The sequence below is a fragment of the Pseudodesulfovibrio sediminis genome, assembly GCF_020886695.1.
Lineage (GTDB): Bacteria > Desulfobacterota > Desulfovibrionia > Desulfovibrionales > Desulfovibrionaceae > Pseudodesulfovibrio > Pseudodesulfovibrio sediminis.
Genome location: NZ_AP024485.1, coordinates 1,296,713 through 1,321,732, shown reverse-complemented (window position 1 = coordinate 1,321,732; position 25,020 = coordinate 1,296,713). Strand labels below are relative to the sequence as shown.

The 25,020-nt window shown below is 54.5% G+C and carries 16 protein-coding genes; 12 read left to right on the top strand and 4 right to left on the bottom strand.

Annotated elements, in window-relative coordinates; translation table 11 throughout:
- Positions 1–191 precede the first annotated feature (191 nt).
- The 7 genes from nifE to SRBAKS_RS06320 all read left to right on the top strand — a co-directional run bounded on the left by nifE (position 192) and on the right by SRBAKS_RS06320 (position 6,505).
- Positions 192–1,580 carry a nitrogenase iron-molybdenum cofactor biosynthesis protein NifE gene (gene nifE / locus SRBAKS_RS06350; protein ID WP_229595217.1) on the top strand — a complete coding sequence of 463 codons (1,389 nt, stop codon included), beginning with the start codon at positions 192–194 and terminating at the stop codon, positions 1,578–1,580.
- Positions 1,573–2,949 (top strand): nitrogenase component 1, encoded by a 1,377-nt coding sequence (locus SRBAKS_RS06345; RefSeq protein WP_229595215.1) that lies wholly within the window; start codon positions 1,573–1,575, stop codon positions 2,947–2,949. The genes nifE and SRBAKS_RS06345 overlap by 8 nt, the downstream gene beginning before the upstream one ends.
- A 155-nt stretch (positions 2,950–3,104) precedes the next feature.
- Positions 3,105–4,373 carry a radical SAM protein gene (locus SRBAKS_RS06340; protein ID WP_229595213.1) on the top strand — a complete coding sequence of 423 codons (1,269 nt, stop codon included), beginning with the start codon at positions 3,105–3,107 and terminating at the stop codon, positions 4,371–4,373.
- 92 nt (positions 4,374–4,465) lie between these two features.
- The gene (locus tag SRBAKS_RS06335) at positions 4,466–4,711 is read left to right on the top strand and encodes a hypothetical protein (RefSeq protein ID WP_229595203.1); all 246 of its coding nucleotides are present in this window, start codon (positions 4,466–4,468) and stop codon (positions 4,709–4,711) included.
- A gap of 193 nt (positions 4,712–4,904) precedes the next feature.
- Positions 4,905–5,348, top strand: coding sequence for a hypothetical protein (locus SRBAKS_RS06330; protein WP_229595201.1), 444 nt, complete (start codon positions 4,905–4,907; stop codon positions 5,346–5,348).
- 9 nt (positions 5,349–5,357) lie between these two features.
- Positions 5,358–6,089 (top strand): hypothetical protein, encoded by a 732-nt coding sequence (locus SRBAKS_RS06325; RefSeq protein ID WP_229595198.1) that lies wholly within the window; start codon positions 5,358–5,360, stop codon positions 6,087–6,089.
- Entirely contained in the window at positions 6,086–6,505 is a 420-nt protein-coding gene (locus SRBAKS_RS06320; protein WP_229595196.1) for a hypothetical protein, read from the top strand. The genes SRBAKS_RS06325 and SRBAKS_RS06320 overlap by 4 nt, the downstream gene beginning before the upstream one ends.
- Before the next feature lie 188 nt (positions 6,506–6,693).
- On the opposite strand, the gene SRBAKS_RS06315 is transcribed toward SRBAKS_RS06320, so the two are convergent.
- Together SRBAKS_RS06315 and SRBAKS_RS06310 are read right to left on the bottom strand one after the other, a co-directional pair.
- Positions 6,694–8,277, bottom strand: a complete 1,584-nt coding sequence (locus SRBAKS_RS06315) for a sigma 54-interacting transcriptional regulator (RefSeq protein WP_229595194.1) — start codon at positions 8,275–8,277, stop codon at positions 6,694–6,696.
- A 157-nt stretch (positions 8,278–8,434) separates the two neighbouring features.
- Positions 8,435–10,258 (bottom strand): YgiQ family radical SAM protein, encoded by a 1,824-nt coding sequence (locus SRBAKS_RS06310; RefSeq protein ID WP_229596924.1) that lies wholly within the window; start codon positions 10,256–10,258, stop codon positions 8,435–8,437.
- A 117-nt stretch (positions 10,259–10,375) separates the two neighbouring features.
- Between SRBAKS_RS06310 and SRBAKS_RS06305 the strand changes: the two genes are divergently transcribed.
- The 5 genes from SRBAKS_RS06305 to SRBAKS_RS06285 all read left to right on the top strand — a co-directional run bounded on the left by SRBAKS_RS06305 (position 10,376) and on the right by SRBAKS_RS06285 (position 18,264).
- Positions 10,376–11,371: a zinc-dependent alcohol dehydrogenase family protein gene (locus tag SRBAKS_RS06305; RefSeq protein ID WP_229595184.1), complete on the top strand. Its 996-nt coding sequence runs from the start codon at positions 10,376–10,378 to the stop codon at positions 11,369–11,371.
- Positions 11,372–11,876: 505 nt separating this feature from the next.
- Positions 11,877–14,069: a type I secretion system permease/ATPase gene (locus tag SRBAKS_RS06300; RefSeq protein ID WP_430709106.1), complete on the top strand. Its 2,193-nt coding sequence runs from the start codon at positions 11,877–11,879 to the stop codon at positions 14,067–14,069.
- A 7-nt stretch (positions 14,070–14,076) separates the two neighbouring features.
- The gene (locus SRBAKS_RS06295; protein ID WP_229595162.1) at positions 14,077–15,405 is read left to right on the top strand and encodes an HlyD family type I secretion periplasmic adaptor subunit; all 1,329 of its coding nucleotides are present in this window, start codon (positions 14,077–14,079) and stop codon (positions 15,403–15,405) included.
- 32 nt (positions 15,406–15,437) lie between these two features.
- Positions 15,438–16,109, top strand: a complete 672-nt coding sequence (locus SRBAKS_RS06290; protein WP_229595160.1) for a transglutaminase-like cysteine peptidase — start codon at positions 15,438–15,440, stop codon at positions 16,107–16,109.
- A gap of 52 nt (positions 16,110–16,161) precedes the next feature.
- Positions 16,162–18,264 (top strand): HD domain-containing phosphohydrolase, encoded by a 2,103-nt coding sequence (locus tag SRBAKS_RS06285; RefSeq protein ID WP_229595158.1) that lies wholly within the window; start codon positions 16,162–16,164, stop codon positions 18,262–18,264.
- A 554-nt stretch (positions 18,265–18,818) separates the two neighbouring features.
- On the opposite strand, the gene SRBAKS_RS06280 is transcribed toward SRBAKS_RS06285, so the two are convergent.
- Together SRBAKS_RS06280 and SRBAKS_RS06275 are read right to left on the bottom strand one after the other, a co-directional pair.
- Entirely contained in the window at positions 18,819–20,183 is a 1,365-nt protein-coding gene (locus SRBAKS_RS06280) for a TolC family outer membrane protein (protein ID WP_229595156.1), read from the bottom strand.
- Positions 20,184–20,518: 335 nt separating this feature from the next.
- Positions 20,519–24,751 carry a VCBS domain-containing protein gene (locus SRBAKS_RS06275; RefSeq protein ID WP_229595154.1) on the bottom strand — a complete coding sequence of 1,411 codons (4,233 nt, stop codon included), beginning with the start codon at positions 24,749–24,751 and terminating at the stop codon, positions 20,519–20,521.
- Between the last annotated feature and the right edge of the window lie 269 nt (positions 24,752–25,020).

The following is a 25,020-nucleotide window of genomic DNA, read 5'->3' as shown; positions in this document are numbered from 1 at the left end:
CATATGACAACTTCTATGGCTGATGGCGGTCTCGCCGTCCAAGTGGAATCTACTGCCTTCCATGAAGGACGGCGGGACCAGGGTGCCTGGCTCTGCTGATCAAGGTCCTGTATCGCCGGAGACACTCCGGCATGATTGTCCGAGATAAGACTGTAACCGACTGAAAGATTTAACTCATTAGGGGAAGAACAATGAGTAAGACAACAATACTTGAAGAAAGAAAGGATCAGATCCACAGGAGCGGAGAGGGCGCCATCGACATCGCCTGTAACCGTGAATCCCTGGCGGGTGCGGTCAGCCAGCGGGCATGCGTGTTCTGCGGCTCCCGCGTGGTCCTGTATCCTATTTCCGACGCCCTGCACCTGGTGCACGGCCCCATCGGTTGTGCGGTCTATACCCTGGATATACGCGGGGCACTCTCAAGTGGCCCGGAACTCCATAGACTTTCCTTTTCCACCGACCTTCAGGAAACCGACGTTATTTTTGGTGGAGAAAAGAAGCTCGAAGCCGCGCTGGACGAACTCATTGATCGCCACAGCCCCAAGGCCGCATTCGTGTATTCCACCTGTATCGTCGGCATCATTGGTGACGACCTGGAAGCCGTGTGTCGCAAGATGACCGAGAAGAAGGGCATCCCGGTCCTGCCGGTCATGTCCGAGGGCTTCAAGGGCAGCAAGCGTGCCGGATATCTGGCCGCATGCAAGGCCATGTTCAGGCTTATCGGAACGTTGCCCACAGAGGGTATTTCACCGCTTTCCATTAATATTTTCGGTGATTTCAACATCGCTGGCGAAATCTGGATCATCCGCGAGTACTTCGAAAAGATGGGTGTGCAGGTTGTTGCCAACGTGACCGGCGATGGTCGGGTCGCAGACATTGGCAAGTGCCATGGCGCGGCCTTGAACCTTGTCCAGTGCAGTGGCGCCACGCTCGATCTGGCCAAGATGATGGAAGAGGAATACGGCATCCCCTACGAGCGTGTTTCCTACCTCGGCATCGAGGATATGGCCGACTCCCTGTACAAGGTGGCTGACTTTTTCTCTGATATTGACCCCGGCATTGTCGAGCGTACCCAGAAGCTGGTCAAGGAAGAGCTGGAAGTGCTCATGCCCGAGCTGGCCCGCTACCGCAAGGACCTCGAAGGCAAGAAGGTCGCCATGTATGTCGGCGGCTCCTTCAAGGCATTCTCCCTGGTCAAGGCGTTCCGTCACCTTGGCATGGAGTGCGTCATGGTCGGTTCGCAGACCGGCACCGCAGAAGATTACGCGGAACTGGAACAGATCACTGATCCCGGCACAGTCATTATTGACGATGCCAACCCGCTGGAGCTGTCCCATTTCATCAAGGAAAAAGATGTGGATGTCTTTGTGGGCGGGGTCAAGGAACGGCCCATTGCCTTCAAGCTCGGTGTTGGGTTCTGTGACCACAACCATGAGCGCAAGGAAGCGCTGGAAGGGTTCGTGGGCATGCTGAACTTTGCCCGCGAGATCCACTCCTCGGCCATGTCTCCGGTGTGGCAGTTCGTGCCGCGTCGCGCCAATCGTATCGCTGCTGAAAAGAAGGAGGCCGTCAATGAGTAAGGTCAAGACCAAGAAGACGGTGAAGCCCAATTTCGTCTCTACCACCAATGCCTGCAAGCTGTGTACGCCGCTTGGCGCATCCCTGGCCTTCCGGGGTATCGAAGGGGCCATCCCGTTCCTGCACGGTTCCCAGGGCTGCGCGACCTATATGCGCCGCTATATCATTTCCCATTTCCGCGAGCCTGTGGACATCGCGTCCTCTGCGCTCGGCGAAAAGAACGCCATTTACGGCGGTGGCCCGAACCTCAAGAAGGGCATGCTCAATGTCATGAAGAAGTACGAGCCTGCCGTCATCGGTGTCGCCACCACCTGTCTCACGGAGACCATCGGTGACGACGTGCCCATGAACCTCAAGGAGTTCAAGAGCGAATTCGGCGACCTCGACCTGCCTGATCTGGTGGAGGTTTCCACGCCCAGCTACAGCGGGACGCACATCGACGGCTGGCATGGCGCGGTTCGTTCCGTCATGGAGCAGCTGTGCGTGTCCAAGGCCGAAGATACCGGTCGGGTGAACATCCTGCCCAACATGGTCTCGTGCGAAGATGTCCGGCATCTCCATGACATCTGCCGTGATTTCGACATCGAGGGCACCATTCTGCCGGATATCTCCGAGACACTGGATGGTCCGGCCCTGGAAGATTATGTGAAGATTCCCTCCGGAGGGACGCCCGTTTCCGAGATCAAGGAAATGTCCGGCGCTCGCGGCACCATTGAGTTCGGTCGCTGCCTGCCTCCGCAGACAGGGGGAACTTCCCTTGAAAAGACGTTTGGCGTGAAGAATCACCGCATCGGTCTGCCCATCGGCCTGCGTGAATCCGATCGGTTCTTTGAAACCATGGAAGATATCTCCGGCAACCCCATGCCGAAACGGTATGAGCTTGAACGCGGCAGACTGATCGACGCCTATGTGGACGGTCACAAGTACGTGTTCGGTAAGCGTGCGGTTGTTTACGGCGAGGAAGACCTTGTCACCGGATTGTGTGCTTTCCTGTCCGAGATCGGTGTGGACGTCGTCCTGGCCGGTTCCGGTGCTCGCAAGCGGGGCATGGAAGATGCCATCGCTGCCGTCACCGACGGCGTGGCACGCATGGCCCCGGAAGTGCGTGAAGGCGTCGATTTTTACGACATTTCCGAGGAAGCCGAATCCCTGCGTCCCGATCTGCTCATTGGTCACTCCAAGGGATATCGGTACGCCAAGGCCTGGAACATTCCGCTCATCCGTGTGGGATTCCCCATCCATGATCGCTTCGGTGGTCAGCGGGTGCTGCATCTCGGTTACAAGGGTGCCCTCAATCTGTTCGACACGATCGTCAACGCCGTTATTGAAAAGAAGCAGGCTGATAGTTCTATCGGCTACGGATATATTTAGAAACACACAACAAAACTGTAACCAGTCAGATGTTGAAATCATAAGAAGAGCCACCTCGCTTTTCGTGTAACGATAGAAGGTTCGAAAAGGGAGCGGGGCTGGAAGAAGCGGAAAACCCCTTTCTTCATCCGCCAGAGGCAAACAAGGAGTTTATCATGATTAAGGATACCACCAAGCACCCCTGTTTCAATAAGGAAACTGCAGGCTCTTGCGGCCGCGTGCATCTGCCCGTGGCACCCAAGTGCAACATTCAGTGCAACTACTGTAATCGTAAATACGACTGTGTGAACGAGTCCCGCCCCGGCGTGACCAGTGGTGTCCTCAAACCTTTCCAGGCTGCCGAGTATATGGACAAGGTCCTGGAAAAGGAGCCGCGTATCACCGTGGCCGGTATTGCCGGTCCCGGTGACCCGTTCGCCAATCCGGCTGAAACGCTTGAGACCATGCGTCTCTTGAACGAGCGTCATCCGCACCTGTTGTTCTGTCTGTCGAGTAACGGCATGGGCATCCTGCCCTATCTGGACGATATCGCAGAGCTGGGCGTGTCGCACGTGACCATCACCATTTCCGCCGTGGATCCGGCCATCGGTGCCAAGATCTACTCCTGGGTCAAGGACGGCAACGTGGTGTATCGCGGTGAAAAGGGCGCAGAAATCCTGCTGGATCGTCAGCTCAAGGCCATCAAGGGGCTCAAGGAGCGCGGCATCACGGTAAAAATAAACTCCATCGTTATCCCTGGCATCAATGATGAACATATCGTCGAGGTGGCCAAGGTCTGCTCCGCGTTGGGTGCGGACATCCAGAACATGATTCCGCTCAAGCCGACTGCGGACACGCCGTTTGCCGGAATTCCCGAGCCCGGGCGCGAGACCGTGCTGCCGCTGCGCAAGGAAGCCGAGGGCTTTATCGAACAGATGACCCACTGCAAGCGCTGTCGCGCCGACGCTGTCGGTCTGTTGGGAGATGATCAGTCCGTCGCCCTGTGCGGCACCCTCAGAGCGTGCTCCAAGTTGAAGCCTCTGGAAGCGGAAATGGCCCAGCCGTATGTGGCTGTTGCCACCCGCGAGGGCCTGCTTGTCAATCAGCACCTCGGCGAAGCCAAATCATTCCAGATCTGGGGTGAGTCCGAGACCGGCGGGTACCGTCTGATCGAAGAGCGTAAGGCGCCGACTGCGGGCTGTGGCCCCAAGCGGTGGTCTGAACTGGCCGCCGTCCTGAAGGATTGCCGGGCCGTGCTTTGCGCCGCTGTAGGCGAGACCCCGAGCATGCTGCTTGAAGAACACGGTATCAAATCCCATGTGGTCGACGGGTTCATTGAGGATGCGCTGCGATTCGTCTTTGAAGGTGGCGATATCAATGCCCTGAAAGTTCGCCGGACCGGTATCGGCAGCGCCTGTACCGGTGGCGGAATGGGCTGTGGCTAAGCCGCTCAAAGAGGCATTGCTGCTGCAATCCGTTTCATGTGCCCGAGTTGGTATAACTCCCCAGTCTGGAACACTTTGAACAGGAGAACAGAATGAACAAAGCGACATTGGAAAAAGTATTCGAGTACGCCTCCAAACCCGTGCAGGGGACCATGTCCCGCAAGCTGCGCAAGGATGTCAAAATACAGGTCAACGAAGGTGAAGTCTACGAGTCTGCGACCCTCTTCCTGGGCGAGGAATTCGTCCGCGTCACCAGCCTTGTGGGCGGCTTGAACGTCAACACCTACTATGACTGGGAAAAGATCGCTTCGGTGCGGACTCTGGGCCCGACCGAGTAAATCCCCGTCTACTGTCAAACACGAGGCTCCACCAGCATGTGCAGGTGGAGCCTTTTTTGCTATGTTTTATACGTCGTTGATGAAGATTAATTCATGGACAAAATGCCCGGAAAGGCATAGTGGGATGCAGGTGCAAGCATGAGCATATGTTTGTTTTTTGTGTGGAATTCAAAATTCTTGAGAGGTTGTTAACATGCGATATGGAGCAATGCTTCTGATGGTGTTGATGCTGATGGTAGGTGGTTGTGCATCGGCGAGCAAACACAGGGAAGCTGTTCGGGACGACAGTGGTGACAAGCTGACTGTGGGAACTGTGCAGAAAGAGATTCACGTCGGCATGTCCAGTGCCGATGTTGTGGGTGTGCTTGGATCACCGAATATGGTGACCACTGATTCCAAGCGTCGTGAAGCCTGGGTCTATGACAAAGTCGCAACCGAGCGGGTGTATTCCAAATCATCCGGTGGCGTGGGCGTGCTCGGTTTGGTCTTTGGCGGCATTGGCGGTGCTGCTGGTGGCGGTAGTACAAGCAGCTCTGCCGGCGCTTCGAGCACAACCCAGCGGACTCTGACCATCATCATCAAGTTTGACGAAAATAATCTGGTTCGCGACTTCGTCTACAGACAGTCCAGTTTCTAGGGGGGATAGGTGAAACGTTTATTTCTCGTGCTGGCACTGACCGCACTGATGTTCGGTTGTGCTCCCAAGATTCCCAAGGAAGCATTGCTTCTGCCACCGGAATCAATGGCAAACAGGCAGATGCAGACCAGGCAGTTTGAGACCGGCAATGAAGAGGCCGTGCTGCTCGCTTCCAACGCGGTGCTGCAGGATCTGGGCTTCAACCTTGATGAGACTTCCACCGAACTTGGTGTTGTCGTTGCTTCTAAAAATCGTGACGCGACCGATGGCGGTCAGGTCTTCCTGCTCGCTCTGCTTGGCGGTCTGGGGAACAACCCCAATGCCGTGAACATGGCGGACGCGACCCAACTGGTCAAAGCTTCTCTGGTGGTGCGCGGGTTGCATCAGGGCGGAGAAGCGGAAGACACGGATCTTTCCCCTGAACGGATCGAGGAAGTCCGGGCAAAGGTCTTCACGGTGCTCTACGAAGGGCTTCAGGAGACATTTCCCAAGGACGCATGTGAGCGCATCGCACGTTCCATGGCTGAAGATACGGCTGACATTCTCGCAAACGGCCTTGATACACTGCTTTCCGTGAAGGACACACCCGGTTCGACTGCTGTTCGCGTGACCTTCCAGCGGGTGATTTTCAACAAATTGGGGCAAATCAACAAGCAGGAACAGATCAATGATCTGGAAGTGTATCAGGAGTTTTTTGAAAAACTCTCTAAATCTCTTTTTCTTGAGGCAAACCAGATATGAAGAAATATAGCCTGATATTCCTCGTTTTACTCACAATGTTGGGTGGATGTAATACCGCGCAAAAGAACATTCTGGATAGCGGCGGAGAATCCCAGTTGAAGAAACGGGCCATGCAGACCCGGTACTTCGATACCGATGATAAAAAGCAAACCCTGCAGACCGTTATTGCCACTTTGCAGGATCTCGGTTTTGTCGTGGACAAGGCCTCTTTTGAACTGGGGTCGGTCTCTGCCACCAAGCTGAATGGATACAGGGTTCGGATGACCGTGGTCACAAGGCCGAGAGGGACCGAGCAGACCACTGTTCGGGCGAGTGCGACCTATAATATTGAACCCATTGAGGATCCTGTTATTTATCAGCAGTTCTTTGATGCGTTGTCCAAGTCGATGTTCCTCGCGGCACATATGGAAGAATAACTGCATCGACAATCAGAAAGAAAGCCCCGGTCACCCAATGGAGATCGGGGCTTTTGTTTTGGGATATTCGGCATTACAGACAGATGGCTCTTTCAACGCCAATTGTTTTGGCCGTTCTGAACATGGAACACCCCGCCACAAGGAGTTGTGACGGGGTGTTCCATAAGGGGGTGGAGGTATGCCGAAATTTACATTTGTGCCTCTTTCATCCGTCTGAGTCTGGCACGGCCTTCCGCTATCATTGACTCAAGGCCGTATTTCTTGACCCGGTAGCCCATCTGGCGGGCAGAGAGGCCGAGGGCCTCCGCAGCCTTGTACTGCACCCAGCCGCTACGCTCCAGGGCGGACATGACCTCGTTGCGTTCGAATTCCTTGAGCGACGTGTGGCGAGGGGTATCCTCTGACATGTGAATGGCCTCCTGAACAACAGGCGACTGTCCGGGGGAGAGGTAGGATTTCAGGAATTCGAGACTGATGCGGTCCATGTCGGACATGATCACCAGACGCTCGATGAGGTTCTGCATCTCGCGGACATTGCCCGGCCAGTCGTATCGGATCAGGGCGTCCAGGGCCGTGGATGTCAGGTGGATGTGGCGGCCATAGTCGTCAGCCATCTTCTGCAGGAAGTGATTGAGCAGGCCGGTGATGTCCTCTTTGCGTTCCCGGAGGGGTGGAACCCGAACCGGAAAGACGTTGAGACGATAGTAGAGATCGAGGCGGAACTTGCCGTGTTCCACCAGATCGCCAAGGTCCCGGTTGGTCGCGGCAAGAATGCGGACATCGATGGTGCGGGTGCGGTTGCTTCCGAGCCGTTCCAGCTCCTTGTCCTGCAACACGCGCAACAGCTTGGCCTGGAGCGCCATGGGCAGCTCGCCGATTTCATCCAGAAGAATGGTGCCGGTGTCCGCTTCTTCAAAGCGGCCCGGGCGGGTGTTGGTGGCACCGGTAAACGCGCCTTTCTCATGGCCGAACAGCTCTGATTCCAGCAGGTTGCCGGGGATGGATGCGCAGTTGACCTTGATGAAGGGGCAGCCCTGACGCTCGGACAATTCGTGGATGATGCGGGCGATGAGCGTTTTACCCACTCCTGATTCGCCCAGCAGGAGGACTGTTGCCCGCGTGGGAGACACCTTCTCCATCTGGCGCTGGACCTCCACCATGGCCGAGCTCTGGCCCACGATGTACGGTCCCTTGGATTTTTTTGAAATCTGGTATTTGAGCGAGGTGTTTTCCCGCTTCAGTGCGGCCTCGCGGGCCATGATTTTCTCATTGAGGCTGATGAACTGCCCGATGAGCGTGGCCACGACTTTCAGGAAATCGATGTCCTCTTCAAATTCGATCTCGTCTTCGAAGAGGCGGTCCACATTAAGTACGCCGATGGGGTCGCCGTGCAGGACGATGGGGACCCCCACAAAGGAGATGTGCCCACGAGCGACTCCACGGGAGCCTGTTTTGTCAAGAAACAACGGTTCCTTGTTGATGTCGGGTACATAGTACGGTTCGCCGGTTTGAAAAATGCGCCCAGTGACGCCTTCGTCAAGTCGATACACGCCGCGCTGCTTTTCCTCGGCGGTCAGGCCGTAGGAGGCGTTGATGGAAAGTTGTCCGGTTTCCGGATCGTAGAGCGTGACCGTGGCCCGCTGCATCGAGAGTTGCTCGGACAGAATTTTGAGTACGCGGTCCAAAGCTGATTCAAGGTTGATAGCCTTGTCGATGGCCTGGCATATGGCTAGTAGGGCCGAGAGTTTGAGTCCATGTACATTAGAAGACATACCCGACATAAGCAAACAGGATGCCATTTGTGAAAAACGGGATAGATACAGCCTTTGCCGGGATTGTCTGATACGAAAAGGAACGCAAAAAATTACAAAAATGTTATTTTACGAAAATGGATATACATATCTGCAATATTGTTGTCGATGCGTGTCGCTATTTACGGCGTCTGCGTGGCCTGTTGTCAGGGGCGGAGTGCTTCTTGGGCCTGCCTTGTTTTTTTCCTTTGGGCGGCCGGCCTGTGTCGGGCATGAGAATGGCGTGTTGGCGCAGACGTTGGGCATCGGTCTTGGCAACATGAATGGGGTTGCCCTGCATGTCGGTCTCTGCGTGAAACATGGCAGCGGCGGCTGTGCCGGGCAGAGGGATGAAGCATTGCACCTGCTCCGGTTTCCAGCCCTGTGATTTCAGCCACGAGCTCAGGCTGTGCATGTCTTCCTCGGTACAGCCCGGGAAAGCGGACATGAGATAGGGGATAACGTACTGTTTTTTGCCCGCTTTCTTTGATTCACGGTCAAAGCATTGCAGAAAATTCTCAAAGGTATCGAATCCCGGCTTACGCATGAGGGCAAGCACCTTGTCCACCTGATGTTCGGGGGCGACCTTGGCCTGACCGCCCACAAACTCGCGAATCAGGCCGGCCAGCGCCTGCATGTCTGTCAGGCCGAGGTCCATGCGCCAGCCCGAGGCCACACGCACATGTTTGACCGACGGCACCTCGCGCACCGCCCGGAGCAGGTTTACGAAATCCCGCTGGGTTACGCGGTAGTGCTTGCAGATGCGCGGCGTCAGACAGCTCGGCCTTTTGCAACGGGACTGGTCGTCCGCACAGTAGGCACCCCACATGTTGGCACTGGGGCCGCCCACGTCCGAGATGGACCCTGTCCATCCGTTGACTTGGGTAATGGCCTTGATCTCACCGAGTATCGATTTTTTACTGCGGGAGCGTATGGTCCGCCCCTGATGCAGGGCAAGGGTGCAGAAAGAACAGCCGCCGGAACATCCCCGGTGCGTCGTCACGCTGGTCTGAATCATATTGGCCGCTGGAATGCGTTCAGTGTATGAGGGATGGGGCAATCGGGAAAAGGGCAAGCCTGCGAGTTCGTCCAGTCCCTTGGTATCGAGTAGCGGACCGGGCGGCGTGATCATGACCAGACGGCCTGCGGTTTCCTGTATGACCATATCCTTGTTTTGATGGACCTGTCGTTCCAGCAGAACAGTGGCTTCAATGAGCTTTTTGGGGTCGGCGACAATAGCTTCATGGGAGGGCAGTTTCAGAATGGAGGCGTCCTCGGGCAGATCTTTTCGGCTTCCGGCAACGACCAGGCCCGGGATGTGGACCAACTGCGGCCTGAGTGCCTTGATATTGATTTCGCCGGTTTCGTTGAGGATGCGCTCCAGTGTTCGGGTCAGTGTGACGATGGAGTTCTCGGCCATGCCATAGGTAATGGCCGTGGCCTTGGAGTCGAGCAGAATGGAACGGCGCACGGCGTCAGACCAGAAATCGTAATGGGAGATGCGTCTCAGGGAAGATTCGATGCCGCCGAGGATCACCGGCAGACCGGGAAAGGCGCGCTGCACAACGTTGGTGTATGCCATGGAAGCGCGGTTGGGTCTGGCACCGGCCTTGCCGCCGGGAGTGTAGGCGTCGTCCGACCGTTTTTTTCGAAATGCGGTATAGTGGGCAAGCATGGAATCGAGGGAGCCGGCCGTGACTCCGGCAAACAGCCGGGGACGTCCCATGCGTGTGACGTCGTCGGGTTTGTCCCAAGCGGGCTGGGCGGCCACGCCTGTGCGGAAGCCATGATGTATCAGCCAGCGGCCAAGGAGCGCAGCACCGAACGAGGGGTGATCCACATACCCGTCGCCGGTAACGAGGAGGACATCCAGTTCATCCCAGCCCAGTGTGTTCATTTCCTGCCGGGTCATGGGGAGAACCGGCGGTTGCTTCAATGTGTGTTGTGTCTGCTGTTTGGCCATGGGGCATGATGGACCACCCGCTTGATTTGGTCCACCCATTTTCACACCATCGGCATATTCAGGACTATACACTGTATTGACCAGCGGGTACTATAAAGTATCACGGAGGTATGTACGATGAGAGCTATGGTGCTTGAGGAATATGGAGCCGGATATCAGTTTGTGGAGCATGATATTGTCCTTCCCGTCCCAGGGCCGGGAGAGGTGCGCATCAAGGTCGCCGGATCAAGCTTTAATCCCATTGACAATAAGATCACTCAATTGGGTGGTGAGCTGGCTTTTGCTCCCGACCTGCCTGCCGTGCTCGGTATGGATGTCTCCGGCACAGTGGAAGCCGTGGGCGCTGGCGTGACCCGATTTCGCGTGGGCGATCCTGTTTTCGGGTGTGCGGGGGGTATCAAGGGAATACCCGGCGCATTGGCTGAATACATGGTGGCGGATCAGTGGCTTATCGCTCCTGCTCCCCAGACCATGGACCTTGTGGATGCCGCTGCCCTGCCGTTGGTGGTGCTCACCGCCTGGCTGGGGTTGTTTGACAAGGCCGCGATCAGGCGGGGGCAGATGCTCCTGGTGCATGGTGGTGCTGGCGGGGTCGGGCACATGGCCGTTCAACTCGGAGTTCATATAGGCGCGGAAGTCTTTGCCACGGTTTCTTCGCCGGACAAGGCCGCGGTCGTGGAGGCGCTGGGCGGTACGCCTGTGTACTATCGCGAAAGTGCCGTGGCCGAGTATGTCGCCGAATGCACGGGGGGAGATGGTTTTGATGTGATCTTTGATACTGTGGGCGGCAATGTGCTTGATCAATCCTTTGCCGCCGCCGCTCTGGGCGGGCAGGTGATTTCCACGGCGACCCGTTCATCGCATGATCTCAGTCTGATGCATGCCAGGAGCTTGTCGCTGCATGTGGTGTTCATGCTGTTGCCCATGATCACAGGGCAGGGAAGAGAACTGCACGGAGAGGTGCTGACCAACATGAGCGCGTTGGTGGATGAAGGCGCTTTGGCGGTACTTATTGACGAGCAGGTTTTTTCGTTTCGGGATATCGCCGAGGCACATCGATATTGGAAGGGGGGCAGCGCGTTAGGCAAAATCCTTCTGACGGTTTCAGATTGAGTTGAAGCGATAATCGATTATTGCGTTACAAGGGTCAAAACATCTTAGGATAGCTAAGGATAGTTCCAATTGTACCTTGACAAAAGTGGCTTTAAAGGAAAGTGTATAAAACTATACTAAAAGGTCTCGCCCCCCTGCTCTTTTGCAGGGGCCTATAGTTCTTGAACTACCCATAATACAAGTGAAATCTATGTCTTCAGATCAAAAGCCGGGCTCGAAAGTTACGCCAAAGGACGCTTCGCCCAAATCTTCCTCCGAAAAAGCTCGTCCACCGATTGTGCCTGGACGAAAGACGACCAAGTCGCCTCTTGGCGGTGCACGGACAAAAATGGACACCAAGCCGGTTGCTCCCATGAAGAATGCGGAGCAAAACAAGCAGGGCATACCGCTCAAGAGTGAGCAGCCCGGGAAGCCGGAGTCCTCGCCGGGAAGCAAGCCGCCTCAATCCGGGCCGAATGATCCTCAACCTGGTCAGGCACAACCGGGGCAACCTCAGCCCGGCCAGATGCCCATGCCTGGTCAAATGCCTCAGCAGCCGGCCCCCAAAGTGGAAAGCGATGAACGGCTTTCTCCCAAGGATATCGATTTTCAGCCACCTCTGGTCATTTGCCTGTCCATTATCAGTCGTCTGCTCGGCAAGCCGGTCTCCTCGGCGACACTCAAGGCGGGCATTCCCCAGCAGGATGGCGTTGTCACAGCGGCTTCCATCGTACGGTCCGCAGAGCGTATCGGCATCACGGCCAGGACCGTCTATCGTAAGGATCTTCGTGGAATCACGCGGCTGATCCTGCCCTGCATTCTGCTTCTTCGCGGCGGCAATGCCTGTGTTCTTTTGGACACGGACAAGGATATGGCGCGGGTGATCCTGCCGGGGCATGGAATGGAAGAAAAGGAAATTCCGCTGGAAAAGCTGGAAGAGGAATACGCCAGCTACGCTATTTTCTGCCATCGTAAGTCCAAGCTGGACAAGCGTGCCTCGGAGCTCAAGCTGCTCAAGACCAAGCGGTGGTTCTGGGGGGTTATCGGACGGTTCTGGCCCATCTACAAGCATGTGATCGGCGCGTCCATCATGACCAATATCATTATTGTGGCTTCGCCGCTCTTTGTCATGAACGTGTATGACCGGGTCATACCCAATAATGCCATGGACACCCTATGGGCGTTGGCGATCGGTATTGCTATAGCTTATCTGTTTGATTTTCTTCTGAAAAATCTGCGAAGCTACTTTGTGGACGTGGCCGGACGAAATGCGGATGTCATCATCGGCTCAAAAATCATGAGTCATCTCATGTCCGCCCGGCTGGACCACATGCCCGAATCAGCGGGCGCAGTGGCCAACAATATCCGTGAATTTGAATCGCTCAGGGAATTTTTCGGGTCCTCGTCTCTGGTGGCCCTTATCGACCTCCCATTCCTCGTTCTATTCATTTTTGTTATCTATTTTATTGGCGGGCCAATAGCCTATCCAATCTTTGTCGCAGTACCGGTGGTCATACTCGTTGGGCTGTTCCTTCAGATTCCCTTCCAGCACATTATCGAAAACCATTATAAGGAAACAACGCAGAAAAACGCGTTGCTGTTCGAGATTGTGCAGGGGCTGGAGACCATCAAGACCTCCATGGCCGAAGGGCGTATCCAGGCGAGATGGGAAAACGTGGTCGGCATGTCCGCCCAGTCAAACAGTCATGCCAAGGTCATGGCCAACATCTCGATTTCCTTCTCGGTGTTCATCACGCAGATGGTTTCCGTGGCCGTTGTCATCACCGGTGTTTTCCTTATTTCCGAAGGCGAGCTGACCGTTGGTGGGCTCATCGCCGCCAACATTCTCTCGGGTCGGGCCATGGCTCCCCTGAGTGCTGTGGCAGGGCTGCTTTCTCGTTATCAGCAGTCGCGTATGGCGTTGAATGCGCTGGATATGCTCATGAGCATGCCCAGTGAGCGGCCTGATGACAAGGAAGCCTTCCATTACGGCGCAATCGAACCCTCGCTGACCATGACCGATGTGTCTTTCAGTTACCCCGGTACTGACAAGGCCGTCTTGAATGAGGTCAACCTGAAACTCAAACCAGGTGAGAAGGTCGGCATTGTCGGGCGGACCGGAGCGGGCAAGACGACGCTGGGCAAGCTCTGTGTCGGTCTCTACCAGCCCGTGCAGGGCTCCGTGCAGGTTGGAGATATCGACCTGCGCCAGATGGATGTGGCCGATCTGCGAAGAAAGGTAGGGTATATCTCACAGGACAGTCTTCTTTTTTATGGGACACTCAAGGATAACATAGCCTTTGGTCTGCCGGAGGCGGATGATCAATCCATCAACTTTGCCGCCGAAATATCCGGGGTCAATGATTTCGTTCGTGACAACCCCGCGGGATTCGGGATGATGGTCGGCGAGCGCGGTACGTCCTTGTCAGGCGGGCAACGCCAGGCAGTGACCATCGCTCGTGCCATTTTGCCGGACCCTGAAATCCTGATTATGGATGAGCCGTCCAGCAACATGGACAACCAGTCTGAATTCCGACTTAAGGAACGGCTCAGAAAATATATTGAGGACAAAACCCTTATTGTCATCACCCATCGCCATTCCATGCTTGATCTCGTGGACAGGCTTGTGATCATGGATCGGGGAAAGATCGTTGTGGATGGGCCGAAACAGGCCGTGCTGGATGGACTCAAGTCCGGTAAAATCAAGGTTTCCCTGTGAGGTCGTGATGAATAATAAACATGATAGAGAAACGCTCCTGTTCATGAGCGAAGTGGACCAGGCCATGTATGGCAAGGGGCGTGGGTTCGCCTACCTCATGTCCACCTCCATTTTGGTTCTGCTCATCTTTTTCGTTGTTTGGGCCAAGTTCGCCATCTTGGACGAGGTGACACGCGGTTTTGGTCGGGTTGTTCCTTCCCAGCGTATTCAGGAAATTCAGAACCTTGAAGGTGGTATCCTGAATGAATTGTATGTGCGTGAAGGTCAGACCGTGGAAAAGGATGATATTCTGTGCCGTCTGAGCAATGAACAGGCAGCCAGCTATTACCGGGATGCATACAGTAAGGCGCTTGAGCACAGGGCCGCCATTGCCCGTCTTGTGGCTGTGGCCGAAGGGAAGAACGAGCCTGATTTTGATGAAGAGCTTCGGAAGGAATCTCCTCAACTTGTGGCAGATCAGTTGAATATTTTCCGCGCTGAAAAGCGTAAGCTGGATATCGAACTCGGCCTGCTTGAGGATCAGTACCAACAGAGGCAGCAGGAAGTGAACGAGATGGCCGGCAGGAGACGGCAGCTCAAGCAGAGTTTGGAAGTGGCTGAAAAGCAGCGTAATATCGCCAAGCCTCTGGTCGAAAAACATATTCATTCCGAGTTGGACTATCTCCGGTTGGAACAGACGGTTGTCCAATTGAAAGGTGATGTCGAGTCGCTCACCCTGGGTATCCCGCGTGTCAAACGGGCGGCCAAGGAAGCGCGCGGAAGGATAGAGCAAGCCAGGGCGGAGGTCAGCCGTCTGGCATTGGAAGAAATCAATGCGCGTCGTTTGGAACTGAAATCCATCATGGAAAATTTGAGCTCCGGCGGTGACCGCGTCACCCGTACCGACGTCCGCTCTCCTGTCAGGGGTATCGTCAAGCACATCATGATCAATACCGTGGGTGGCGTTATCCGTCCTGGTGAAATTATCATGGAGGTTGTCCCTCTGGATGATACGTTGCTTGTTGAAGCGCGGATCAAGCCTTCCGACATTGCCTTCCTCCATCCGGGGCAAAAGGCGATGGTAAAGGTGACGGCCTATGATTTCTCCATTTACGGTGGGCTTGTCGGGTCTGTGGAGCAGATATCCGCTGATACCATTGAAGATGAGCGAGGGGAAAACTTCTATATCGTCAAGGTTCGTACGCAGCAGAATGCCATGCTTTACCGTGGTCAGCGTCTGCCGATTATACCCGGTATGACCGCAAGTGTGGACGTATTGACCGGCGAAAAGTCCGTGTTGGACTATCTTCTCAAGCCGATTCTTAAAGCCAAGCAGAACGCACTGCGAGAGAGGTAGGCTCCATGCCCGAATCCCGGGGCAGACATTCTATGATACAGACCGCAATTATGGCGGTCTGTGTCGTTGTGTGCCTGGGAATCGGGGCAAATGTCTGTGTTGCCGCGGAAAAGCAGAAGCCTGTGCGCCTGCTGGGAACCATGGAGTTCAAGGGTACCAAGAAATTGCCCAAGTGGTCCCGTGTCGTCCAGAAGATGAAGGCGTGGAAAGGCTACTTTAAGGACGCGGCGACAGCCAATCACCCTTCAAAAAAAGGGTGGTTTTCTCTCAAGGCGCAACTCAAAGGCAAGCCTGAGAAGGAAATCCTCAAGGCGGTCAACAAATTCTTCAACAAGTGGCCGTATCGGTTGGACAAAGCGAACTGGGGAGTCAGCGAGTATTGGGCCACACCTTGGGAATTTCTCAGAAAATCCGGTGACTGCGAAGATTACTCCATCGCGAAATTTTATGCGCTTCAAGAGGTCGGTTTCACAGGCGATCAGTTGCGTATAGTCGCCGTTAAAGACGCCATTCGCGGTATCGGTCATGCCATTTTGGCCGTGTATGCCACTGATGATGTCTACATCCTTGACAACCAGACGCTCATGATCCTGTCTCATAAGAAATACAGACACTATATTCCGCAATATTCCCTGAACGAGAAGTACAGGTGGATGCATGTGGCACCCAAGAAGAAGTCCACATACAAAAAGGCCAAGAAGTAAGGAACGCTGCCTGGAAGGGGAGCGACACCATAAACCAGATGGAGAATTGACTATGGCTGAACAACATTTACAACCCGCGTCGGAGGTCCCAACGTCCATTGGCGGAGCCGGGCAAGGCGTCAAGATCGGCGTTGTCATGGCTTTTGTTCTGGTGATATCCATCGGCATTGTGCTGTTGGCCAACAAAGCGGTCAACGACAAGAAAGCCGGAGTACTGGAAAATCAGCAGAAACGGTTTCAGATTCTGACCCATGGCCGTGCTGAGGTTATCAGTACCTTCCTCACAAATTTGTCTCACCATGGAGACAGGCTCATAAAGTCCGATCTCTTTAGATTGTATGCTGCTGAGATTGCGGACTATGATGGGGATTTATCTGTCCTGTTCGGCAGTCTTCATAGTGAAGATGGCGGAGAGGAAAACGATACCTCCCTGGCCGAACAGCTACCCATGATGGAGAATATGCTGCGGGAGTTTTCGACCTACGCCGGATTCATCAATGCACGCATCCTGAGCAAGCGGGGCGAAGCGTACATCGCTACGGACGGTCATCTGCCCCCCATGGAAGAGAGCCAGATTGCAGAGGCGCAGGCGGCAATCAAGCAGAACAAACCACAGTATTCGAATCTGCGAAAGACGGTTCGCGGCATGGAGATGGACGTGTATGTGCCTATCTATCCGCCGGATGCCGTTGGTGGCACGGACGAAATCCCTTCCGAGGGGGCTGTGGGTGTGTTGATGATGACCCGTCAGTTGTCCGGTAAAATCACGGAGCTTTTGGCCAACACCGCGCTGTCGGCCAAGGGCGAGAAGACGCGCCTCATGCAACAGAGCGGGGACGTCTTCAGGGAAGCCACTCCATGGACCGCTGAGGGATTTCATGAGGTTACCGTCGCACCTGAAATCGGTGAAAATGGACATATCGACTTTGGTGTGCGTCCTTCCATCGAAAACGATGAACGGCAGGTATACTCGCTGGGTGTCCGCATATCCGGGCCCAAGTGGTGGCTGATTCAGGAAATTGATTATGATGCCGCCATGCAACCCATTGTTGATTTTAATCGCACGGTTTATATCGTCGCTGGGTTGGGTATCCTTACAGCATTCCTTGTTGCCGGTTTGGCCTGGTGGATTTTGACCGGTGTACAGAGTCAGCGCATTGCCACAGAATTCGAGGCATTGGCAAATAAGATTGATGATCAGAAGCGGTTTATCAATTCCATCAATGCCAATATTGATGAGTTCATTACATTGAAAGATGCGTTGGGGCGCTACACCTATGTCAACGACGCCTTTGCAACGGCCGCAGGACGGTCCAAGGAAGACCTTATTGGTATGGATACTGCGGCGGTCTTCGGGTTCGATACCGCCAAGAGGCTGGAATCCATTGATGAAGTGGTCATTCGTGAAAATCGCAAGGAGACAATCTCCGAGCCGATCTTCCTTCGCTCTCAGCGGCATCAATTCCAGATATCGAAATCCCCGTATTGTGACGCGGAGGGGGGCTGCCAGGGCGTTGTGGAAGTGTACCGCGACATCACCGAATTCGTGGCCGCCCAGGAGAAGAACAAGCGGCTGATCAAGTCTGCCATGGAAGCGCTCGGCTCAACCATTGAAGCGGCTGACCCTTATCTTGGCGGACATACCAAACTGCTAGCTGGCCTCTCTGTTGAAGTGGCCAAGGCCATGCATTTGTCCGAGATGGATATTGCTGAAATCGAAACTGCGGCCAATTTGTCTCAGATCGGCAAGATGTTTGTGCCCAATGAGATTCTGACCAAGCCCGGCAAGCTTACTGATGAGGAAATGGCAGCCATGGAAGAGCATGTCGAACATGCCTACCGCATCCTCAAGGATATTGATATTGCTGAAGGCGTGCTCAAGGCCATCTATCAGATGAACGAACGCCTGGACGGCACAGGCTATCCCAAGAAGCTTAAGGGTGATGACACCATCATGCTCGCCCGTATCTTGTCGGTTCTCAATGTGTTCTGCGCCATGATTCGCCCCAGGGCGTACCGTGGAGCAAAGGAACCGGGACAGGCGCTGGATATCCTGGGGAGCGAATCGACAAAGTTCGATTCAACCGTTGTTACGGCCCTGGCCGATGTCATCAAGACGCCTTCTGGCGAAAAGTTACTCGGGTCAAAGGAATAATCCTTCCTCCATCTGGTTTCAAAGGCCCCGGCGATATATGTCGCCGGGGCCTTTTTCTATGCAGCAGTATGGTCTTTCTCATGAAGTCTGAATATTCTCACAGTCCAGACTTCCTGCTCAGCTTGTAGGAGAGCAGTGTAATTCTTGGGTATCTATGTATCCTGCTTCCCCATATATGGTTGCGTAGTCTGCGACTCATACGAGCAGACTGATTCAAGAAAGAGGATGTATTGGGAGCATACGATTGTCAGTCGGCTACCAGTGCGTTGGGCAAGGTGAGGGCGTGTATACATGCCAAGACTGGCCGGCACTTCATATGAACGGGGGGGGGGGGCTCAACAAGAAGTCTCTGAGGCAGCTTGCTGCAATGGTGGTGTCGTAGGGGGAAAGGGGAGCTGTGAGTGAGTGTTTTTGTGCTTCATTGTAAACGATATGAAACACACAGTTCTCCTCCGTCAGTGACGAGTGCTCTCGGGAGGTATATGATTTTTCACTAAAACAAGGGGCGCGACCGGTTGGTCACGCCCCTTGGATGTTCTCGCTATGAACTGTGGTTACTGAGCTTCTGCAGCAGCAGGTTCCATCTCAGCTTCTTCGGGAATTTCCTCGTATGTGTTGGAGGCAACTTCCAGAGTCTTCATGAGTTCACCCTCAAGGGCGAGGAACTTGTACAGAGTGAAGTTGCGGTTGCTGGTGGCAGTCTCAAGCTGCACCTTGTTGCTGAACACTTCGTTGGTGGCGTCAAGGACGTCCAGCAGGGAGCGCTGGCCAACGTTGAACTGCATGAGGTACATGTCCAAGGATTCCAAGCTGTACTGGAGAGCTTCCTGGTACTTCTCGATCTGACCGATGCTGGACTCGTATTCGGCCCAGGCAGAGGCAACCTGACGGATCAGGTCATCTGTGGTGTCCTGAAGGTTGGACTTGGCTTCGCGGATACGGGCAGCAGCGGTACGGACATCGTTGAAGTCACTTCCGCCGTTGAAGACGTTCCAGCTGGCACTCAGCATGACCTTCTTGTCGTTGACCCAGGAATCGACGCCGTCGTAATCGTCACGCTGGCGAATCTGAGCGTATACATCGACATTCGGGTACATGGTGGACATGAGCTGATTCTTGGTGCGTTCTGCAACTTCGATTTCAGCTTTGTAGACATGAATTTTTGGATTGTTGTCGAGAGTCGTTTCGAGAATCTGTTCAACGGTGCCCGGGATGTATTCAGGATTGTACTCGGGATCGCCGAGAGCTTCGGGAGTAGCGCCGACAGTGCGGGTGTATTCTGCTTCTGCGGTGCGCAGTTCGCCGACGTAGTTGACGAGGGTGGTTTCGGCGCGTGCGACGCGGCCCTTGGCCTGCATCTCATCAGCACGGTTGCCTGCGCCGCCTTCGACGCGTTCAGAAATGGAGTCAAGCAGTTCCTGGTGAGCGGTGATGTTTTCACCGGCCAGGGCGACGAGCCTGCGGTTGCGGACAACATCCACATGGGCGCGGATTGCGTCCAGGGCGACGGTTTCGACGTTGTCGACCAGACGACCTTCAGCGGAAGTCATGCGAGCGTCCTCACGCTGGTAGTCGTTCCAGCGATCAAAGCCGTCAAACACGTTTTGCGTCAGCGTTGCGCTGACATCCGTGGGTGTACGTGTGTCATCGTCAGTCCTGTTGGCGCGGTTGTTGGCGTTGCTGTATTGCTGCCATCCGAGTTCGCCTGCAAGATCAAGTGAAGGGAAGAATCGACCAAGAGCGGACAGTTGAGCTTTGGAAACCGCGTCTCTGTTATAGAGCAGAGATTTGATTTGAGGATGCTGTTTTACCGCAGCAACAACGCTGTCCTTGAGGGACATAGTACCATCGGTTGCAGCAAGGGCTGGCACCGAAAGAACTAAAGAAAAAATGAGTGTAGCGAGAACAAGTTTTTTCATACTAGTCACCAGATTTAAGTTTAGATTTTTAACTACGAGTCTTATAGACGCACATTAACTATAGAGTCTTATAGCCGCATATATAATTATATGTCAACTGGTCGAAAGAAAAATATCTAAAAGATTCAGGGTTCAACCGACAGCTTTCAATTTTAGAGTTTTTTGTGAGAATACAGAAGGTTGGTCGATATTTCCTGTGTGCGTCATGAACGGAGTAAATTATTCTATCAATTTGAGATAACGGTATAAAATATATGTTTTCATATGGTGAGGTTTGGCTTTAACTATAACAAGGACCCGGTCGCAATGCCGGGCCCTTTGTTATAGTCTTGCTTTTAATTGTTGTCCGGTGAATCAATTATCTGTTGTATCAGCGAGTTTATGTCGTCGCTGTTCGTGATTTCGACAGTGCCGCTATAGGATTGCGCAGCCGGATTGACATCGGACAGTATGATCGACAAGGTGTCATCGCTCGTGGCAGTGCCATCGTGGTTCAGATCGGTGAAGGTCAGCGTGATGTCATTGCTGTTTGAGGTGACTTCCACGTTCGTCGTCCCTGAAGTGAGGGTGCCGGCCAGTTGCAGGGAATCCCCCTCAGCCACGTTGAAGTCGGTGACATGGAGAGTCGCTCCACCATCGTCAATGTACTGGGGATCAATCATAATGATATCTGCGCCTTCGCCCAGTGTGACGGTGTCGTCGCCCGAACTGGCATAGATGATGTCGTTGCCATCGTCTCCGAACACCATGTCGTCTCCTGAGCCACCGTTGAGCTGGTCGTGTCCCGCCCCACCGATGAGGACGTCGTCGCCTTGACCGCTGTTGATGACGTCATTTCCGGCCATGCCGTCGATGATGTCGTCGTTTACGGTTCCGGTAAGGGTGTTGTGACCAGTGGTGCCGGTGACCTCATTGAGAGCCTCGTAGTGCAACGGGATGTGCAGAGTGGCTGTCTCGCTTGCGCCATGACTGTCGACGACTTCATATTGGAAAGTCTCGACGTAGGAGTCATGCAGGCTGTCGATCTTGTCGGCGTCTACAGTGTACGTGTAGTCACCGTCGGCATCGAGTACCAAGGAGCCGTAGAGGCCTACAGCGCTTCCCACCAGGGCTGCGCTCAGGTTCACATCGTCGACATCAGAGTCGTTCGCCAGGACATTGCCGCTGACATTGGCAACGTCTGCGGTGACGTCACGAACCTGGGTGCTGGGCCCTTCAGACTTGAGGCTCAGCAGGTTGAAGTCGGAGTGCCTCCCATTGGGGGTCAGGATGACATGAGCGATAGTTGCTGAGCCCGCCGGGTCCAGCGTGATCGTGGAATTGTGACGGGTTGCGGTGTCTGTATCGACCACATTCCAGTTCGCATCATATGCGGTCAGCGTCGCGGACTCCCGGCCGAAAAGATGACCCAGTTTCATGGTGACCTCACCGCGACCGTCCGCGAAGTCAATGACCAGCTCCTCTCTATAGGTTTCGGTTTCCCAGTGTCCACTCCATCCTCCCGTCCAATGAGTCCAGGATCCGGAACCAACCTGAGAGCTGTCCCAGGGACCATGGGTGTCGACTCCAATTCCACCATGGGAGCGAGTCACGTGTTCACCAAGCCCGCTGTTGTTGCGGGCCGATATGGTCACCCCCTGATTGGCCGCTTCCTCCCACCAGGTCGGGTCGCCGTCGCCGAAGTCAAGGCCAAACAACCAGTAATCATGGGTCGGGGTCGTGTCGCCGAAGTCGATGGTCCTGTAGGAAGCTCCGTCGGTCTCGGTGAATTCTTCGGTCAGCATGATGCCGTGATCCATGTCACCGATTGCCACAGGCGCGTCATTGGTACCATTGATGGTGATAGTCAGAACAGAGGGATTGTCGGACTCAGAGGAGAGCTCGCTATTGACACCATCCTGATTCTCATTGGTAGTCACATAGGTGAAGGTCTCGGTCAGCGTATCCGGAGTACCGCCTTCGAGGTCGACGTTAAGGGCCTGGACCTCAGGGTTGCTGTTGTCCAGTTCGTATTCGTAGTGGCCGTCTTCCCAGATTTTCAAGGTACCATAGTCACCGTCGATGGTCTGGAAGGTTTCGTCCGCATCATAGTTGTAAACCGCTACGGTGTTGCCATCATGAGAGATGGATTCAACAAAGATGCCTGCGGCGTCATTATCGACATCATAGTCAGTCTGGCCTGCGTTGTTTTCATCAGTGATCACATTGCCGGTGGCAGTGCCTTCACCGTACTCGGATTCAGGGATTTCTTCCATGGCGTGGACATTGCCATACTCTGTGACAGAGGCTTCATTGGAGTAGGCGATGGGGGCATCGTTGGCGCCGTTCACGGTAAAGGTGATCGTGGCGTAGCTGAATGCGCCGCCATCATCCATGATGCCGTAGGTGAACGATTCCTCGCCGGGGTTGTCGTAGTTCAGGACTTCGACGGCCGGGCTGATATCAGGGGTGTATGTGTAGTCGCCGTCAGCACCGATGGTCAGGTGACCATACTTGCCTGCGATAGTCATTTCAGCTTTCGGATCGACCTGGGCGATGTCCCAGATTTGTCCGTCGTCACCCGGAGGGAATGTGTAGTTCGCTTCGGAGTTCCCTTCGTTCACTTGCAGCCAGTCGTATTCGTGGCTTTCGTTGGAATAGACGCCGACCACGAACAGGGAGGAGAATTCGCCTTCAACCACATCAGGGGTGTCCGGGTTGTCGGAGTCCTGATAATCGAGGTCGTCCACATCCGTGTCGTTGAGCAGCACGTTGCCGGTGGCGGAAACGATCTGGGTGTAGTCGTGCATGCCGCCTTCTCCGCCTTCTCCGCCTTCGGTATTCTTTCCCTCACCGCCATCAAAGTTGGTCCCGGGATAGTCGTCCGGGAGGAAGTAGTCTGTGGAATCACCAACCTCAATAGCTTCGTTGGTCTGATCGGCAAGCGCCACGGGAGAGTCGTTGGTGCCAAAGACCGTAATGGTCAGCGAGGCGACGTTGGATACAGCGCCTTCTGGATCAACGATGGTGTAGTCGAATACTTCGGTTTCAACCTGTCCTTCTTCAAGATGGTCTGCCAAGTCTGGGTCAAGGACATATCTGTATTCGCCGAGTGCATTGACATACAGAGTGCCGTACTGCCCCATGACTTCGGTCTCCACGCCGGTGGTCTGGTCGACCAGGGTAGCGGGCTCGTCGTTTCCGGCGATCAGGGTGGCGTCAGGGTTGAGGCCGACGGTTTCCTCTCCGATAAAGTCGATGGTGTTCATCCGCAACAGTGCGTGGTCGTGGTCAACATCAAAGTCGTTGTCGAGCAGGTTGATGCTGCCTTCGGCGTTGACTGCTGTCAGGAAGGAGTGTTCGCCTTCGGGGTAGTTGAGGATCCATCCGCCACCTTCGACTTCGTTGTCGTTGGTCGGGAAGAACACGCCTTCGGGGACCGGAGTGGAGGTCACGGACTGAATGTAGAAATTGTTGGGGGTTGTGTCGTCGGCATCCCCTGCGGAAGAGACGCGGATGCTGGAAACCAGGCCTGCGCCCGGATCAGAGGGGGTGTAGCTGAAGACGTTGCCGTCTTCCAGACCCATGTGAACGGTCTCGATTTCGTTGCCCTCGGCATCGAACAGCGTGATGGTGGCTTCGTCGGTTGTTTCACGGAATTCATTGAAACCGCCGAGAACGATCTGGACGTAGCCCTGCGGATCCTCGAAGTCGATGTCGATCCATTCCTCTACATCGCTGTTGTTGATGGCAGGATCGTAATCGCCGTTGGTGCCTGCGGCATTGTTGTTGTCAACGCCGATGCCGTTATAGGTGTCCGTAATGAGTTCGTTACCTGTGTTTGCTGCGGATCCGGCGGACATTGTCATGTACGGTGCGTCGTCCTTGTTGACGATGACGCTTTCCCCATCAGGGCTGATCTCATAGTCATCACCAGTGGGGAGGCCAAAAAGGCGGGCTTGATATTCTCCACCATCGTACATCTCTCCGCCTTCTCCGCCTTGTCCTCTGAAATAGGTGCTGACAGGCTCGACGCGATAGAGATGGGAAGTGTTGTCTTCCGGGTCTACATGAAGGTCAACCTCGCCTTGTTCAGTGACTTCTGCAAAATCATCGTTGGCGACGGGAGGATTATTTCCGAGAGAGTCAGGGGAGGCTGCAAGGAGTCGGGATGCATATGCGTCATCCTGTCCACCCAGGGCGTCGAGTCCATCGCCCAGTGTGCCTGCGTCGTCTGAATAGGCGCCAGCGCCGGAGCCACCGGTAGCGCCATCAGCAGCGGTCTCAAGGTCTTCGGCTGTTGCGTCTGCTTCCGAGAACGCGAAAAGGTACACGTCACCAGCTACCTCTGCGCCGTCCATCAATACAAAAGTGGGGAGAGAGTCGGATTCTGCCAGTGTCTGATAGTTTTCAAGGATGACAGTACCGCCACCCTCAATGGCAATTTCCAGGTTTCCGTTTGCTCCGTTAAAAGCGGCTTCGGAAATGTCGAAGTCAAATTTTACCGGGGTGTCTGCCAACAGTGAATACGATGTCGATTTCCCTGCACCGGGAAGCGATATCTTCATTGGGGTTTTGGAGCTAGCCATCGTGTTATCCTCCAGAAATTGTTTATGGGCAATGCCAAAATACGTACTTCTTGAGATATCCTATTGTATACATAGAATTGCTCTTATCGTCAATATACGAAATGTTCATAATACTGACAACTTATGATGTGGAAAGTATGGCTTGACCGTGGTAAACGAGTTGTTTCTAGGGGGTCTAATTATCGTCTGTTTTAGTTAGTTGTGGCAAAGTGTATAACTTTTCAACAGCTGGATGTTAAAAAACACTTTTTTTATTTGGGGTTTTCCCC